The sequence below is a fragment of the Kitasatospora sp. NBC_00240 genome, assembly GCF_026342405.1.
Classification (GTDB): Bacteria; Actinomycetota; Actinomycetes; order Streptomycetales; family Streptomycetaceae; genus Kitasatospora.
This window is the reverse complement of sequence record NZ_JAPEMU010000001.1, coordinates 5,058,142-5,073,070: the sequence shown is the minus strand read 5'-3', so window position 1 is coordinate 5,073,070 and position 14,929 is coordinate 5,058,142. Positions and strand designations below refer to the sequence as shown.

At 75.1% G+C, this 14,929-nt stretch carries 12 protein-coding genes; 8 read left to right on the top strand and 4 right to left on the bottom strand.

Annotation, left to right across the window (positions count from 1 at the left end; translation table 11 throughout):
* Positions 1 to 62: 62 nt before the first annotated feature.
* Positions 63 to 1,217: a bifunctional glutamate N-acetyltransferase/amino-acid acetyltransferase ArgJ gene (gene argJ / locus OG689_RS21480; RefSeq protein ID WP_266322545.1), complete on the bottom strand. Its 1,155-nt coding sequence runs from the start codon at positions 1,215 to 1,217 to the stop codon at positions 63 to 65.
* Positions 1,218 to 2,070: 853 nt separating this feature from the next.
* On the opposite strand from argJ, the gene OG689_RS21475 reads away from it, so the two are divergent.
* The 4 genes from OG689_RS21475 (at position 2,071) to pyrE (ending at position 6,273) form a co-directional block, all read left to right on the top strand.
* Positions 2,071 to 2,601 (top strand): DUF2617 family protein, encoded by a 531-nt coding sequence (locus tag OG689_RS21475; protein WP_073929139.1) that lies wholly within the window; start codon positions 2,071 to 2,073, stop codon positions 2,599 to 2,601.
* Between the two features lie 283 nt (positions 2,602 to 2,884).
* The gene (locus OG689_RS21470; RefSeq protein ID WP_266327325.1) at positions 2,885 to 4,396 is read left to right on the top strand and encodes a spermidine synthase; all 1,512 of its coding nucleotides are present in this window, start codon (positions 2,885 to 2,887) and stop codon (positions 4,394 to 4,396) included.
* A 115-nt stretch (positions 4,397 to 4,511) separates the two neighbouring features.
* A complete protein-coding gene (locus OG689_RS21465; protein ID WP_266322544.1) occupies positions 4,512 to 5,633 on the top strand; it encodes a hypothetical protein in 1,122 nt (373 codons plus the stop codon).
* Positions 5,634 to 5,721: 88 nt separating this feature from the next.
* Positions 5,722 to 6,273, top strand: a complete 552-nt coding sequence (gene pyrE / locus OG689_RS21460) for an orotate phosphoribosyltransferase (protein WP_073929141.1) — start codon at positions 5,722 to 5,724, stop codon at positions 6,271 to 6,273.
* Between the two features lie 142 nt (positions 6,274 to 6,415).
* On the opposite strand, the gene OG689_RS21455 is transcribed toward pyrE, so the two are convergent.
* Positions 6,416 to 7,135, bottom strand: coding sequence for a VTT domain-containing protein (locus OG689_RS21455; protein ID WP_266322543.1), 720 nt, complete (start codon positions 7,133 to 7,135; stop codon positions 6,416 to 6,418).
* 325 nt (positions 7,136 to 7,460) lie between these two features.
* Between OG689_RS21455 and fbaA the strand changes: the two genes are divergently transcribed.
* The 3 genes from fbaA (at position 7,461) to OG689_RS21440 (ending at position 10,264) form a co-directional block, all read left to right on the top strand.
* Complete coding sequence (fbaA, locus tag OG689_RS21450; RefSeq protein ID WP_266322542.1) at positions 7,461 to 8,483, top strand: class II fructose-bisphosphate aldolase; 1,023 nt, start codon at positions 7,461 to 7,463, stop codon at positions 8,481 to 8,483.
* Positions 8,484 to 8,676: 193 nt separating this feature from the next.
* The gene (locus OG689_RS21445) at positions 8,677 to 9,108 is read left to right on the top strand and encodes a DUF3151 domain-containing protein (protein WP_266322541.1); all 432 of its coding nucleotides are present in this window, start codon (positions 8,677 to 8,679) and stop codon (positions 9,106 to 9,108) included.
* A 181-nt stretch (positions 9,109 to 9,289) separates the two neighbouring features.
* Positions 9,290 to 10,264: a DUF3152 domain-containing protein gene (locus OG689_RS21440; RefSeq protein WP_266322540.1), complete on the top strand. Its 975-nt coding sequence runs from the start codon at positions 9,290 to 9,292 to the stop codon at positions 10,262 to 10,264.
* Between the two features lie 123 nt (positions 10,265 to 10,387).
* On the opposite strand, the gene OG689_RS21435 is transcribed toward OG689_RS21440, so the two are convergent.
* Both OG689_RS21435 and OG689_RS21430 read right to left on the bottom strand, forming a co-directional pair.
* Entirely contained in the window at positions 10,388 to 11,608 is a 1,221-nt protein-coding gene (locus OG689_RS21435) for an SUKH-4 family immunity protein (protein WP_266322539.1), read from the bottom strand.
* Entirely contained in the window at positions 11,605 to 13,410 is a 1,806-nt protein-coding gene (locus tag OG689_RS21430) for a hypothetical protein (RefSeq protein ID WP_266322538.1), read from the bottom strand. The genes OG689_RS21435 and OG689_RS21430 overlap by 4 nt, the downstream gene beginning before the upstream one ends.
* 868 nt (positions 13,411 to 14,278) lie before the next feature.
* Here OG689_RS21430 and OG689_RS21425 point away from each other — a divergent pair.
* The gene (locus OG689_RS21425) at positions 14,279 to 14,917 is read left to right on the top strand and encodes an SUKH-4 family immunity protein (RefSeq protein ID WP_266322537.1); all 639 of its coding nucleotides are present in this window, start codon (positions 14,279 to 14,281) and stop codon (positions 14,915 to 14,917) included.
* Positions 14,918 to 14,929: the final 12 nt, after the last annotated feature.

Sequence of the window (14,929 nt, the reverse complement as noted above, 5' to 3'; positions counted from 1 at the left end):
GCCCGGCCGGATTCCACCGGGCGACGGTGATCGCCGTGGGCCCCCGTCGCCCGGTGTCCGGTTCAGGTGGTGTAACCGGAGTTGAGTTCGACGTAGCCCTCGGTCAGGTCGCAGCCGTACACCGTGAAGGCGGCGTCCGCGATCCCGAGGTCGATCCGGATCACCACCTCGTCGCCCAAGAGGTACGTGCGGGCCCGCTCCAGCATCGCGTCGTCCGGCTCCTCGGGGAACATCTCCAGCTCGCCGTAGTGGATCCGGATCCGGGACGGCTCGATGTCGAGGTCGTCGTCGAGCTTGCCGACGGCCATCGCCACCCGGCCCCAGTTCGGGTCGGCGCCGTGCACGGACGTCTTGACCAGTGGCGAGTTCACCACGGCCTTGCCGACCCGCTTGGCCTGCGCGACGTCCCGCGCACCGCTGACCCGGACCTCCAGCAGCTTGCCGGCGCCCTCGCCGTCGGAGGCGATGTCGCGGACCAGCGTCAGCGCGGCCTGGTACAGCACCTGCTCGAACTCGGCCTCGTCCACCGGGCCGGCCAGGCCGTTGGCGAAGACGGCGGCGCTGTCGCTGGTGGAGGTGTCGGTGTCGATGCTGAGCGCGTTGAAGGTCCGGTCGATCACCCGACGGAAGACGGCGTCGAGCCGGTCGGGGGCGAGTCCGGCGTCGGTGAAGAAGAAGGTCAGCAGCGTCGCCATGTTGGGCTCGATCATGCCGACGCCCTTGGCGATGCCCACCAGGACGGCGTCGCCGCAGCGCAGGTGGACGGACTTGGCCCGGGTGTCGGTGGTCATGATGGCCGCCGCTGCGGCCTCGAAGTCGGCCGGCGGCAGTGGGGTGGGGATCGCGGCGATGCCCGCCCGGATGCTCTCGATCGGGTACGGGCGGCCGATCACCCCGGTGGAGCCGATCACCAGCTCCTCGGGCCGGACCCCGGCCTTCTCCGCGGCGAGCCGGCGGACCTCCTCCGCGTGCGCCGCGCCGACCTTGCCGGTCGCCACGTTCGCGTTGCGGGAGACAACCACCATGCCGCGGCTCTTCCGCGCGGCGGTGTCGGCCCGGCTCAGCACCACGCTGGGCCCGGCGAAGCGGGACTTGGTGTACACCGCCGCGGAGACGGCGGGGACTTCCGAGACCACCACCGCGAAGTCGTGGGCCGAGTCCTTCAGCCCCATGTTCGCGGTGTACGAGCGAAACCCCTGCGGCACTGCCAGGTCCATGACCGTCTCCCCGTTTTGGATACAGATGCGTGGATCAACATACTCTCTCAAATGGTGGGGCGCCACAGCTTCAGCGACAGGGACGCCTGACGGTGCGGCAACTTTGTTGCAGAACAGGCAAAATGACGCACTGCGAGCCATCGTGGAATCGATGCCGTAAGTCGACACAGCATCATCAAATGCATAATTATGAGGCGGGGACCGCTTTCCATGCCCCACCCCGAAGCCACCCTTCGGCCACCGCCCCGAAGCCGGCCCTGCCGCCGCACCCTTGGCGGGCGACGGCCGACGCCACTCCCGGGAGCAGGCGGCCGACGGGGCGCTCTCGGGGCCGACCTTCCGGGGCCGACCCCCTGGGGCCCGGCGATCGCCGTACCGGCCCTTCCGCACAGGTGATCTGACGCTCTGTCATATGCCGGTGGCCTCTTCACTCCAGCGACGCCAGGGTGCTCCGCCACCCGAACGGCGGCACCTCGCCCGACCGTCGGGGTGGGGTCGCGGGGGCGGCGCGGATCGAACGGCAACAGCGCGCCGGGCCAGGTTTCCCAGGGGGCGCACGACCGGACTGCACGGCGCACACTCCGGTCAAGGGGGCGCACTCCGAACACAGTCACGCACCGGAGTGATCGGACTGGGGAAGCGCCGGTGCCCGAAACGGTGAATGCTTGACAAAGTTGGGTAAATCACCGACGGACCCGGCGTATTCATGCTTCTCTGCTGCTGAATCTCCAGCCGGAATCCTTCCTTCCACGGTCGGCCGCGCCCTGGACCGCACAGCCTCGAACAGCCTCGTCTTCGGCCTAGTCGGACGCTGCACGGCGGGCGCGCACGGAGCTGAAACGCGGAGCCGAGCATGCTCACCACACTGCAGACCTCCTACACCGACACCCGCGCCGGTGACCTGGCCTGGTGCCTGGGCGGCGAACCGCTGCCCGCACTCGCCGTCCGCGACCTGAGAATCGGCGGCGTCCGCGGACCAGGACCGGCCGGGACGCTGCAACTGCGCCTGCTCGGCGCCTCCCACCAGGTCCTGATCGCGGCCGGACCGGGCGAATGCCTGGAGACGGTCGCCTGCCTGCCGGGCCGGCGCACCCCGCTGCCCGCCCGGGTCGCCAAGCAGGTCGCGGGCTGGGAGTACGAGTTCGCGGCCCGGATCGAGGCGATGCCGCCGCACGACTTCGCCGCCCGCGCCCAGGAACTGCTGGCCCTGGTCGAGGGCCACCCGCGTGGCCTCGCCGGGGTCTTCCCCGGCGACCCGAGCGCCTTCACCGCCCTGATGACCCAGGGCGACGCGAACCGGCTGCTCTGGCGCACCTGGCACGCCTATCCGCAGGAGGGACGGCTGGTGTGCACCCGCTCCTCGCTGGTGGTCCGCGGCCGATGACGGGGACGACCCCCGATTCGTACGCAGGAACGATCCGTCAACCGGACGCACCGCGCTGTCCCACGGATGGACGCAGCTATCCGCATCATCCGTCGCCTAGCGTTTGTTCGTGATCAACCATCCGGCGGGTCCACCCGCTCAGCCGGTACTCGACCCGGGCCCCGACCCGGCCGACGGCTCCGGCCCCGACCGCCGCCCCGCGCGGCCCGGCCGGCCCGGGAACCGCCTGGCCGTACGCTGCCGAAGCCGGCCGCGGATCCGGCCCGGCCTGGCCCGGCCGGCGGTGCTGCTGGCCGCCTTCGTCTGCGCGGCCTGCGGCCTGGTCTACGAGTTGGAACTCGTCGCCCTCGGCAACTACCTGATCGGGGACTCGGTCACGCAGACCTCCGTGGTGCTCTCCGTGATGGTGTTCGCGATGGGCCTGGGCTCGCTGCTCGCCAAGCGGTTCACCCGGCGCCCGGCCAGCGCCTTCGCGCTGGTCGAGTGCGCGCTCGCGCTGGTCGGCGGGCTCTCGGTGCTCGGCCTGCACGCCTGGTGGGCCCGGTTCGGCGGCTACCAGGCCGCGATCGTCGCCCTGACCGGGGTGATCGGTGTCCTGATCGGCGCCGAGATCCCGCTGCTGATGACCCTGATCCAGCGGATCCGCCGGGAGGACGCCGGCCGCGCCGTCGCCGACCTGTTCGCCGCCGACTACGTGGGCGCCCTGGTCGGTGGGCTGGCCTTCCCCTTCCTGATCCTGCCCGCCTTCGGGCCGGCCGCCGGCGCGCTGGCCACCGGCGCCGTCAACGCCCTCGCGGGCGGCGCCGTGGTGCTCTGGCTGTTCCGCGACGAACCCGAACCCCGCTCCCGCGCCCTGCTCTGGACGGGCTGCGGCCTCGTCCTGGTCACCCTCGCGGCCGCGGCCGCCTGCTCCGGCGCGATCGAGCGGGCCGCCCGGCACGCCCTGTACGGCGCGCAGGTCCGCTTCGCCGCCCAGACCCGCTACCAGGAGATCGTGCTCACCGGCCCGGCCGACGCCCGCCCCGACAGCGGTCCGGACGAGCCGCTCCGGCTCTACCTGGACGGCCGGCCCGCCGTCTGCGGCCCCGACGAGTACCGGGGCAACGAGGCGCTGGTCCACCCGGCCATGGGCACCGGCCCGGACACCCGGGTGCTGCTGCTCGGCGGCGGCGACGGCCTGGCCCTGCGCGAGGTGCTGCGGCACTCGGGGGTGCGCAGCGTCCGGCTGGTCGAGCCGGACCCGGCGCTGACCGGCCTGGCCCGCACCGACCCGGCGCTCGCCGCGCTCGGCGGGCACTCGCTGGACGACCCCCGGGTGCGGATCACCCACGCCGACCCGCTGGAGTGGCTGCGCAGCCCCTCCGGCGGCCGGACCGCGGGCCCGTTCGACGTGATCCTGTCCGGCCTGCCCGCGCCGCCCGAGGCCCGTGGGGGCAAGTTCCAGTCCCAGGAGTTCCTCGGCCTGGCCGCCCGGGTGCTCGCCCCCGACGGGCGGCTCGCCGTCCGGGCCGGCCCGTCGGAGTCCGGGCTCTGGCCGGTCGAGGCGGGCCTGCGGGCGGCCGGCCTGCAGACCCTGCCGTACGGGATCGCGGCCGGTCCGGCCACCGGCTGCGGCCCGGCCCGCCCGCAGGGCTTCCTGCTGGCCGCCGCCGGCCGGCCCGGCCTCGCCCTGGCCGCGGACGCGCCGCTGCCCCGCGCGCTCACCGAGGACGGCCTGCGGGCCGCCGCCGAGCGGCTGGCCGCCGACCGGCCGGCCCGGCCGCCGGCCGCGTCGACCGTGCTCGGCCTGGGCTGACGCCCCGCCCGTCCTGGCCGGCTCGCCCGCCGTCCGGGGGCCGGCGGGGTCCTCCTCACCGGCGCACGGGCCCGGACACCGCTCACAACCCGGCCCGGTGGGTAGGCTCGCAGACATGGAGCATGAGGTTGTCGTCCCGATGCCGGCCGCACTGGTCCGGCAGGCCCTGCAGGATCCGGCCCTGCTGGCCCGCTGCGTCCCCGGTCTGAGCACCGAGCCGGCCGCTGCGGGCAGCGGGCAGGCCGAGGAGATCAGCGGCCGGCTGCGGCTGCGGATCGGCACCTCGACGATCACGTACCGGGGCGTGCTGTCCCTGATCGAGGGACGCGAGGGCGTCCTCACCGCGTTCGCCGAGGGCCAGGAGGCCCGGGGCAGCGGCGAGGCCACCGCGACCGTCCGGATCGCGGTCCGGCCGGGCGGCGCCGCCGACGGCGAGGACGGGGGCGGCGAGGACGGGGGCGGCGAGCCGGAGGCCGGCAGCACCACCGCGACCGTCCGCTTCACCGGCGACCTGAGCGCGACCGGGCGACTGGACGAGTTCGACGCCGAGACCCTCGCCGCCACCGGGCGCCGGCTGCTGGACCGCTTCGCCGCCGCGCTGGCCTCCGCCGGCGAGGGCCTGCCGGAGGAGGACGAGGGCGAGGAGCCCGAGGAGGAGACCGCCGAGGGCCCCGGCGCCACCGTGCTGTTCCTGGAGGACCGCGCCCCGACCGCCGACGCGAGCGGGGACGAGGCCGCGACGGCCACCGAGGGCAAGTCCCCGGACGAGACCGCGGCTGCCGGTGCGGCTGCCGGTGCGGCGGCCGAGGAAGCCTTCGAGGACGCCTTCGACGGCGACTCGCTGGACGACGACCTGTCCGACCTGATCGCCTTCTCGGACGCCGACGCCGAGCGCTTCGGCCTGCCCACCGGCGCCGAGGAGGAGAGCGGCCGGCCGGCGGACGCCTCCGCCGACCTGCCCTACGGCTACGACCAGGACCCGGCGCTCTCCGGGCCGGTGCGCCGCAGCATCGTGGGCCGCTCCGCCGAGGAGGTGGACCACGCCCCGCCGCGCGGCCGGTACGCCCCGGCACTGCCCGCCCGCAGCGCCCGGGCCCGGGCCGCCTCCCGATGGGGCGGCGCCGGCGCCGGCGGGTCCGTCCCGGGCGGCCGGGCGGCCGTCCCGTGGATGATCGGCGGCGGGGTGGCCCTGCTCGGCGGCGCGGTGGTGCTCGTCCGGGTGCTGCGCCGGCGCTGACCTCCGCCGACCGCTCGGGCCGTCCGGTCGGCCCCCGGCCGACCCGGCGGGCGGTCCGGCGGCCGGGCGGGCTCTAGACTGGCTGTTCATGAGCAACGACCTGAGCAACGACCGCGACGCCCTGCTGGCACAGATCAAGGACAAGGCCGTCGTGCACGGCAAGGTCACCCTCTCCTCCGGGCTGGAGGCCGACTACTACGTCGACCTGCGCCGCATCACGCTGGACGCCGAAGCGGCACCGCTGGTCGGCAAGGTCATGCTGGACGCGACCGCCGACCTGGACTACGACGCGGTGGGCGGCCTGACCCTGGGCGCCGACCCGGTCGCGGCCGCGATGCTGCACGCCGCCGGCGCCCGCGGCCGCAAGCTGGACGCCTTCGTGGTCCGCAAGGCGGGCAAGGCCCACGGCCTGCAGCGCCGGATCGAGGGCCCGGACGTGAAGGGCCGCCGGGTGCTGGCCGTGGAGGACACCTCCACCACCGGCGGCTCGGTGCTCACGGCCGTCGAGGCACTGCGGGAGGCCGGCGCCGAGGTGGTCGGCGTCGCGGTGATCGTGGAGCGCGGCGGCGAGGAGGCGGTCCGGGCGACCGGTCTGCCGTACCGCACCGCGTACAACCTGGCCGACCTCGACCTGGGCTGAGCCCGCCGCACGGCCGGCCCCGGTGGACGCGCCCGACGGCGCGAACGGCGGCCGGGCGTGCACGCACGCACGGACGCAAGGGAAAGCCCCGCTCTGTTTCACGTGAAACAGAGCGGGGCTTCTCCGTCGGCTCCGGCTGCGGTCAGCCGCGGCGGTGACGCCCGCCGGCCTGGACCGCGTCGGCCTCCTCGGCCACCGCCGGGCCGCCGGCCTTCTTCTTCCTGCGCTCGCGCATCACCTCGACCAGGACCGGCGTGATCGAGAGCAGGACGATCAGCAGCACCGCGGGGATCAGGTACTTGTCGATCACCGGCGCCAGCGCGTCGCCGAAGAAGTAGCCGATCAGCAGCATCGACTCGGTCCACAGCACACCGCCGACGACGTTCCACAGCAGGAAGGTCTTGGCGGGCATCTGCAGGGTGCCGGCGACCGGGTTCAGGAAGGTCCGCACGATCGGCATGAAGCGGGCCAGCACCACGGCCTTGCCCGGGCCGAACTTCTCGAAGTACTCCTCGGCCTTGAGCACGTACTCGCGGCGGAAGATCTTCGACTCCGGCTTGTCGAACATCCGGGGGCCGACCCTGACCCCGATCAGGTGGCCGAGCTGCGCCCCCGCGACGGCCGCGACGGGCGCGCCGATCAGCAGCGCCGCGATCGGCAGCCGGGCGCCCTCGCCGAGCACCGAGGAGGCGGCACTGGAGGAGGCGACGCCGGCCAGGATCAGCAGGGAGTCACCGGGGAAGAAGAATCCGACCAGCAGGCCGGTCTCCGCGAAGATGATGGCGATCAACCCGATGGCGCCGAGCGACGAGATCAGCGATTTGGCGTCGAGCAGGTTGACGGCGAGCTGGTTGTAGTCCACGGCCGCAGGATAGCGGGCCCGCCTTACCGGAGTCCTCAGCCTCCGGGGCGGCGAGGACTCATCCGTTCGTAGCATGCGGGGGCCCGGCGTCCGACTGGCGGGCCCTTGGTGGACCGCGGGGGCAAGTCTGGGAAGATGGCACCGGCGTCCGGCCCGTGGTAGCGAACACCCTCTTCGTGACACCGCGGCGGCAGCCCCGAAGCCCGGTACCAGAAAGCCGTGTCGCAGAGCCGCGTCGGCCCCCGGTACCTCAGGTCGTACCGAAGGCGTACACAGCGTCGGACATCACCGTCCGTACGCCGCAACCCGACAGGAGCGGATTCGCATGCCCATCGCAACTCCCGAGGTCTACAACGAGATGCTGGACCGGGCCAAGGCGGGCAAGTTCGCCTACCCGGCCATCAACGTCACCTCGACGCAGACCCTGCACGCGGCCCTTCGCGGCTTCGCCGAGGCGGAGAGCGACGGCATCATCCAGATCTCCACCGGTGGTGCGGAGTTCCTGGGTGGTCAGCACAACAAGGACATGGTGACCGGCGCCGTGGCGCTGGCCGAGTTCGCCCACATCGTGGCCGCGAAGTACGACATCACCGTCGCGCTGCACACCGACCACTGCCCCAAGGACAAGCTGGACGGCTACGTCCGCCCGCTGCTCGCGATCTCCGCCGAGCGCGTCGCCAAGGGCCAGAACCCGCTGTTCCAGTCGCACATGTGGGACGGCTCGGCCGAGACCCTCGCCGACAACCTGGCCATCGCGCAGGAGCTGCTGGCCCAGGCCGCCGCCGCCAAGATCATCCTTGAGGTCGAGATCACCCCGACCGGCGGCGAGGAGGACGGTGTCACGCACGAGATCAACGACGAGCTGTACACCACCGTCAACGACGCCGTCCGCACCGCCGAGGCCCTCGGCCTGGGCGAGAAGGGCCGCTACCTGCTGGCCGCCTCCTTCGGCAACGTGCACGGCGTCTACAAGCCGGGCAACGTCGTCCTGAAGCCGGAGCTGCTCGCGGAGCTGCAGGCCTCGATCGGCAAGCAGTACGGCAAGCAGGACCCGTTCGACTTCGTCTTCCACGGCGGCTCGGGCTCCACCGCCGAGGAGATCGCCACCGCGCTGGAGAACGGCGTCGTGAAGATGAACCTCGACACCGACACCCAGTACGCCTTCACCCGCCCGATCGCGGACCACATGTTCCGCAACTACGACGGTGTGCTGAAGGTCGACGGCGAGGTCGGCAAGAAGAACACCTACGACCCGCGCACCTGGGGCAAGCTCGGCGAGGCCGGCATGGCCGTCCGCGTGGCCGAGGCCGCCCGGAGCCTGCGCTCGGCCGGCACCCGCCTGAAGTAGTCCGACCGGCCTGCCTCCGGCAGCGCCGATCGCCCGTCGCGCCCCCGGCCCGGACACCACGTCCGGGCCGGGGGCGCGGTGCGTTCCGGGGGGCCGTGCCGCCGGGCCCGCGGCACGCCGCCCAGGACCGACCGGCCCGGCACCGGCACACCGTGGCCACGGCGCCGCCATCCACTGGTGGTTCACTGGGGGCATGAGCGCACACGAGAACCCCTTCGCGGGTCAGAACCTCCTCGGCGGCCCGGCCCCGACCCACCTGCCCGTCGAAACCGCTCCGCTGGAGCTGCTGGCCGGCGGCGCCTCCCCCGCCGAGGTGGCGGCGAAGTTCCCGACCTCCTCCCTCGCCTGGGCCCAGCTCGCCGACGACGCCTTCGTCGCGGGCCGGGTCGTCGAGTCGTACGCCTACGCCCGGACCGGCTACCACCGCGGGCTGGACTCGCTGCGCCGGGCCGGCTGGAAGGGCCACGGCCCGGTGCCGTGGGAGCACGAGCCGAACCGCGGTTTCCTGCGCGCGCTGCACGCGCTCGGGCGGGCGGCCGCCGCGATCGAGGAGAAGGGCGAGGCCGAGCGCTGCTCGCAGTTCCTGCGGGACAGCTCGCCGACCGCTGCCGACACCCTGGGCTGACCTCCCCGGGCGCGCCACGCCCCTGCCGCCCGGCCGTCCGACGGCCGAGCGGCAGGGGCGTGGTACATACCGGGTATGTGGACAGCCGCGCCGAGGCCGTGCCAAGGTGAACGGGCGACGGGGGGCGCAACAGGTTTCGTACGCCTCCTCGGCCCTGCCCCCGGACCAGGAAGCGTACGCCGTGCGAACTGCCCGACCCGCCCCGAAAACCGCGCGGCCCGCCCGGGGCCGACGCCGACGAGCCCGGCGCAACCGGGGCCCCGGCATCGCGGTCGGGCTGGCCGTCGCGGCCCTCCTCGCGGGTGGCACGGTCTACGCCCTCGCCCGGCCCCTCGACCCCGCCCGCCACGTCGCCGACCGCCGGGGCGGCGCCGCCCTGCAGCCGCCGAACGCCGCGGCAGCCGGCAGTACACCCGGGGCCGACCCGTCGGCGGGCGCGAAGTCCCAGGACGGCCGGCCGGCCGGCGACGGTCCGCCCGCGGCCGCGACCCCCGCCCCGCCGCGCACCCCGGCGCCGCCGTCCCCGGCCGGCAGCCCACCCGCCCCCGCCCCGACCGGGTCGGCCGCCACCCCGGCCCCGCCGGCCGCCGACCCGGTGCACGGCTCGGGGACCTTCACCGTCGCCGGCGGCGAGGGCAGCCAGGTCGGCACCGGCACCGTCCGCCGCTACCGGGTCGAGGTCGAGGACGGCAGCGGGGTCGACCCGCAGGCCGCGGCCACCCAGATCCGGAACATCCTGGCGGACCGGCGGGGCTGGACGACGGACGGCAGGAACGCCTTCCAGCCGGTCGCCTCCGGCCCGTACGACTTCACCGTGAAGATAGCCTCGCCCGACACCGTGGACCGGATCTGCGGCGCTGCCGGGCTGAACACCCACGGCGAGGTCAACTGCAACGTCGGCGACCAGGTGGTGGTCAACATCAAGCGCTGGAACACCGGGTCGCCGCAGTTCGACGGGCCGATCGACGAGTACCGCGCGCTGATCGTCAACCACGAGGTCGGGCACCGGATCGGCCACGGGCACGAGACCTGCCCGGGCAAGGACAAGCCCGCCCCCGCGATGATGCAGCAGATCTACGGGCTGAAGGGCTGCCGCCCCAACGCCTGGCCTTACAGCGCGGAGGGCGGCTACCTCGGCGGCCCGGCCGTCCCCTGAGCCCGGAGCCGCCCCTGAGCCCAGAGCCGCCCCTGAGCCCAGAGCCGCCGCCCCTGAGCCCAGAGCCAGCCACCCCGGTACCCTGAGCCGCCGGCGCCCCGGGCCACGGGCCGCGGGCGCACCTCAGCCGAGCAGCCCGCCCATGTGGTGGTCCTCGGCCAGGCCGCGCCAGGGCCGCTGCTCGGACTCGAAGGCCGCCGGATCGATCTCCGTGAGCAACTCCTCCAGCAGCCCCTCCAGCAGCGCCGACGGATCGAAGACCCGCCAACCGCCCCCGCGGGGCCCGGCGGGGCCGCGCCCGTGCTCGGCACGGATCCGGTCCACCGTCCAGCACATGTAGAGCAGCGCCGAGAGGTCCTGGTTCAGGTAGGCCTCCGGCCAGCCCTCCTCGCCGTCGCCCGTCGTCACCTCGACCCGCCCGGTCCGGCCGTCCAGCACGATCTCGCAGTCGTACGGCCAGCCGCCGATCCGCAGGAAGTCCCGCTGGTGCGGGCGGTCGTCCTCCTCCTCGTCCCAGTCCTCGTCGAACCGCCACGGGTCGGCCTCGACGAGCGGGACGAGCTGCCGCGGCGGGTCCTGGAGCAGGCGGTGCCCCAGCGGCAGCCCGGCCTCGGCGAGCAGCCGCCCGGTCGGGCCGTGGGTCAGTCCGGCCGGCAGCTCCGCGGCGGCGTGGCGCACGGGCTCGCCCAACTCGGCCACCAGCTCCGGCGTCAGGTCGTAGGCGAGCCCCGTGCCGTCCCCGCGCGAAGCACCCCAGCGCAGCGCCTCGGCCCGGACGAAGGTGCTCCAGTACGGCGCCGACCCCTCCGCGTCGAAGGGTGCCCGGTCCAGCTCCCGCATCCGCCGTTCGACCTCCGCGACCACGGCGCGGACGGTCCCGGGCCCCCGCCGGCCCGCGGCGTCCGGCGGATCCGCGGCGGCCCGCCGGACGGCCGCCGCCTCCCGCAGCAGGCTGACCAGGGTGGAGAGGTCGGTGGCGATCAGGTCCAGGGCCGGCTCCGCCGGGGGCCCGGGGCACCGGGCCGCCAGGTGGACGGTTCCGCCGACGCCGTCCAGCACCAGCAGGCCGTCCCCGTACACCGGCGCGCCGATCACCAGCAGCCGCCCTCCGCCGGGGATCTCCTCGCCGAGCGCCTCCGACAGGGTCGGCCAGGGGTCGACCGCCCCGGCGTCCAGCTCCAGCCCGGCCGCCCGGAACGGGAGCCCCACCCCGGTCAGGAAGCGACGGCTGGGCCCGTGGACCAGCGCCCCGGGCAGCAGCCCGGCCGGCAGCCGGCCGACCTCCGCCGCCCCGAACCATTCGTCCAGGTCCCGCGCCGTCACCGGCGTCCGCTTGTCGTTCATGTCCGCTGTTCCACCCCGAGTCGCACAGCCACCGGGCCCTCCGGCCCGCCGATCACCAGGAGTCCGCCGGCCAGGGCCAGCGACCAGACCGGGGCGCCCAGCCGCAGGTCGAGGACGCCGTCCGGATCGTCCAACCACCGCACCCTGACCAGCCCGTCCTCCCAGGCCGCAGCCACCACCGGTCCGGCCGCGCCGACCCCGGCGGCGACCGCCGTCACCGGGCCCTCGCGCCGGTCGGACGGCCCGGCCATCGGCTCCGAACGCGGGCCCCAGAGCCGCACGGCGCCGTCGAAGCCGCCGCTCACCAGCAGCGGGAAGCCCTCGTCGGACACTCCGTCACCGTCCAGCGCCGCCCCGGCTAGCGCGGTCACCGGGCCCTGGTGCAGCTGCTCGCGGCGCACCTCGCCGCCCTCGTACCAGCACACCCCGCCGGCCACGTCGCCGACCGCCGGGGCGGCGCCGGCCAGCCCCGGGACCACCGCGAGCGCGCTGAGCTCGCCGGCCGCCGCACCGCGCAGCCGCTCCAGCGCCTCACCGAGGGCGTACGGCTCCAGGCCGGGGGCGGGCCGCGGCGGCGCCAGCAGTTCGGTGCGGCCCCCGGCGTCGAGCAGCACGACGCTGCCGCCCGGTGTCGCGGTGAGCGCGCGCAAGGGTCGGGGGCCGGGCACCAACAGGGCACCCGGGCGCCCGGTGGCGGCGTCCACCGTCCGTACCGCGCCGGTCGGGCCGGCCAGCAGCACCTGTCCGGCGTAGGCGCCGTGACCGGCGGCCAGCGCGGTGACCGGCCCGGGCCAGGCGTCCCCCGCGGACGGCCAGAGCGCCCAGACGCCGGCCCAGGCGGCGGGTACGGCGGCCAGCCTGGCGACGGCGGCCTCGTCCACGCCGAGCAGTCGGGTGCGCAGGGTGGCCGCCCGCTGGGCCGGATCGGCCTGCTCGACGAGCGCCGGACCGGCCGCCCACCAGGCGCGGGCGACGGTGCCGTCCTCGCCCTCCAGCGCGGCCGTGACGGCGACCGGGCCGGCCAGCACCAGCAGCAGCGGGTCGGCCTGCATCCGGCCGGCGCCGCCCTCGCGGGCCGCGGCGGTCCAGAACGCGGAGAGCAACTCCTCCTCCGTCCGCAGGAGGTCGGGCGTGCCGTCGGGGCGGACCGGGATCCGGGCGGCCAGTTCACCCAGCGAGGCCGGCCCTGGCTGCCCCGAACGCCCCAGCGCCGCGGCGGCGTTGGGGTAAGCCCCGGGGTCACCGCCGCGGGCGAGGCACCAGGCGCCGAAGCGCTCGCGGTCGGTCCACTGCGGGTCGTCGAGCTCCATCACGGCCGGCGCCGGTCCGGGGCCGAAGGCCGCCGCCTCCGGGCTGCCGGTGGCCGCCTCGACGACCATCCGCACCTGCGGCAGCTCCAGCAACGGCCGCAGCAACTCGGCGACCAGGGCGGTCGGGTGGGCCGCCCGGTTCAGTCCGGGGACGCAGATCACCGTGGGCCGGCCGTCCTCGGCCAGCCCCGCCGTCAGTTCCGGCACGGTGCGTGCGGGCACGCCGAGCCGGTGCCCGAGCGTCCAGAGCGCGGAGCTGAGCGAGTGCCCGGCGGCCGGCAGGACGGCCCTGATCCGCCGGGCGGCCGGGGTCTGCGCCGTGCCGCACCCGGCCGCCAGCCAGTCCAGCAGGTGGCTCTTGCCGACGCCCGGCGGGCCCGACACCCGGCACAGCCGGGGCGCCCGGGCGTCGTCCAACCATCCGAACAGCGCCAGCCCGGCCGGGTGGCGGCCCGCCAGGAGGGGCGGGATCCGCCGGCCGTCCGTCGTCATGCCGTCCCCTGTCGTCCCCGCTGCCGGCCTGCCGACGCAGCCTTGCCGGGCCGGGCGTCCTTCGGGCAGCACGCTCTCCCATCAACGCCATGAGCATACTTACCGGCTCTCACCCCGCCGGGCCGGGCCGCAGGGCCATGACAGCCACGATGCGGACGGGCGCGCCCCGTCGAGCAGCCCGCGGCCGGCGGGCGGGCGCGCCCGGTCGGGCGCACTGTGCGTAACTCGGCCGGCGCCGCGGCCGTTTCCGGCGCCGGCGCGGGGCCGGAACCGAAGGCTGGTCCGAATGACCGGGCCCGGTAGGGAAAATCTCCCGCCGAGGCTCCGGAAAGCCATCGGAATTCACCGGGGTGGGCAGCGGGACGGGACGGCTCCGCAGAATTCGCCGGGGATTCGCCCGGCCGTGCACGGGCGACCCCGCAGGGTGCCACACCGAGATCACCCTCGGACCACACCGGCGGCGCCCGCGGGTACCTCGGGAGCACCCGCGGGAATCACCGGGGCGCAATCCGCCGCCGGGTGCCCTCGCCCCGTCCCACCACCCGCGGGGCCGGCCGGACTTACCTCCCGGGGCCCCGGGGGCGGCCCCGGCATTCCGGGCCGGATTCCCGGAATACCCGTCCGCGGTGACGTTCCGGCGGCCGGCCGAGCGGGCTCCGCGCCGGGTCCGGCCCCGCCTCGGACGTTCCCGTCGGCCGCGGCGGCCCCGGGGCAACTCCCCCTTGCCCAAGGCTTGCAGGGTGGTAACGTCCGGATGAAGCCCCACCTGGACCGCCTCCCGCGAGAGGCACGGAGTCCGGTGCCCGCCGGCCACCGACCCCGCCCCGGAGAACCGCAGAGGAGCGCCATGGCCCGGGTCACTCCCGAGATGTTCGATTCGGTATTCGCCGCCGACCAGCTCGTCCGGATTCCCGACGAGTACGTACCCGTACGGGTCACGCACGGCCCTTCGCGGGAGTACTTCAGCACGGTCGGGTTCCCGCTGGTCCGGAACTGGCTCTACCTGTCGCCGGTGGCGGAACCGTCCTGCGAGTTCTCCGACCTCGGGACGGTCCGGCCCGAACTCGACGAATTCATCGACGTTCCGGGCGGCGCCAAGGAATGGCTCCTCGTCGGGTGCCTCGGCTCCGATCTGCTGATGCTGGACGGGGCCACCGGTCGCGTCCATGTCATACTGAACGGCTCCGACGAGATCACCCCCGTGCACGAAAGCCTCGCGGAACTCGGCTACTTCCTCTACGTGATGCAGCGGGAGCGGGCCCTCTTCTACGGCCCGTACGAGGACAGCGACGAGAGCGAGGACGTCCGCGGGGCCATCGACCAGGTTCGCGAGGAGCTGGCCACGGCCGGGCCGGGCGCCTTCACCGGGCCGGCCGGCAGCTGGCCCCGGCTGCTGCAGGAGTTCAAGGACGAGTGGGTGGAGTACGCCCCGGCCGGGAGCGGGCAGCAGGCCGGCTCGCCGTACCCCGGCGAGCACACCTGGTGGCCGCCCCCGCCCCGGGCCTGAGCCGGCCGGCCC

Excerpts from the sequence above, each read along its gene's own strand:
- OG689_RS21435 (WP_266322539.1), bottom strand. The coding sequence starts at position 11,608 with ATGAACGACAAGCGGACGCCGGTGACGGCGCGGGACCTGGACGAATGG.
- OG689_RS21430 (WP_266322538.1), bottom strand. The coding sequence starts at position 13,410 with ATGACGACGGACGGCCGGCGGATCCCGCCCCTCCTGGCGGGCCGCCAC.
- OG689_RS21475 (WP_073929139.1), top strand. The coding sequence starts at position 2,071 with ATGCTCACCACACTGCAGACCTCCTACACCGACACCCGCGCCGGTGAC.
- OG689_RS21465 (WP_266322544.1), top strand. The coding sequence starts at position 4,512 with ATGGAGCATGAGGTTGTCGTCCCGATGCCGGCCGCACTGGTCCGGCAG.
- argJ (WP_266322545.1), bottom strand. The coding sequence starts at position 1,217 with ATGGACCTGGCAGTGCCGCAGGGGTTTCGCTCGTACACCGCGAACATG.
- OG689_RS21425 (WP_266322537.1), top strand. The coding sequence starts at position 14,279 with ATGTTCGATTCGGTATTCGCCGCCGACCAGCTCGTCCGGATTCCCGAC.
- OG689_RS21445 (WP_266322541.1), top strand. The coding sequence starts at position 8,677 with ATGAGCGCACACGAGAACCCCTTCGCGGGTCAGAACCTCCTCGGCGGC.
- fbaA (WP_266322542.1), top strand. The coding sequence starts at position 7,461 with ATGCCCATCGCAACTCCCGAGGTCTACAACGAGATGCTGGACCGGGCC.
- pyrE (WP_073929141.1), top strand. The coding sequence starts at position 5,722 with ATGAGCAACGACCTGAGCAACGACCGCGACGCCCTGCTGGCACAGATC.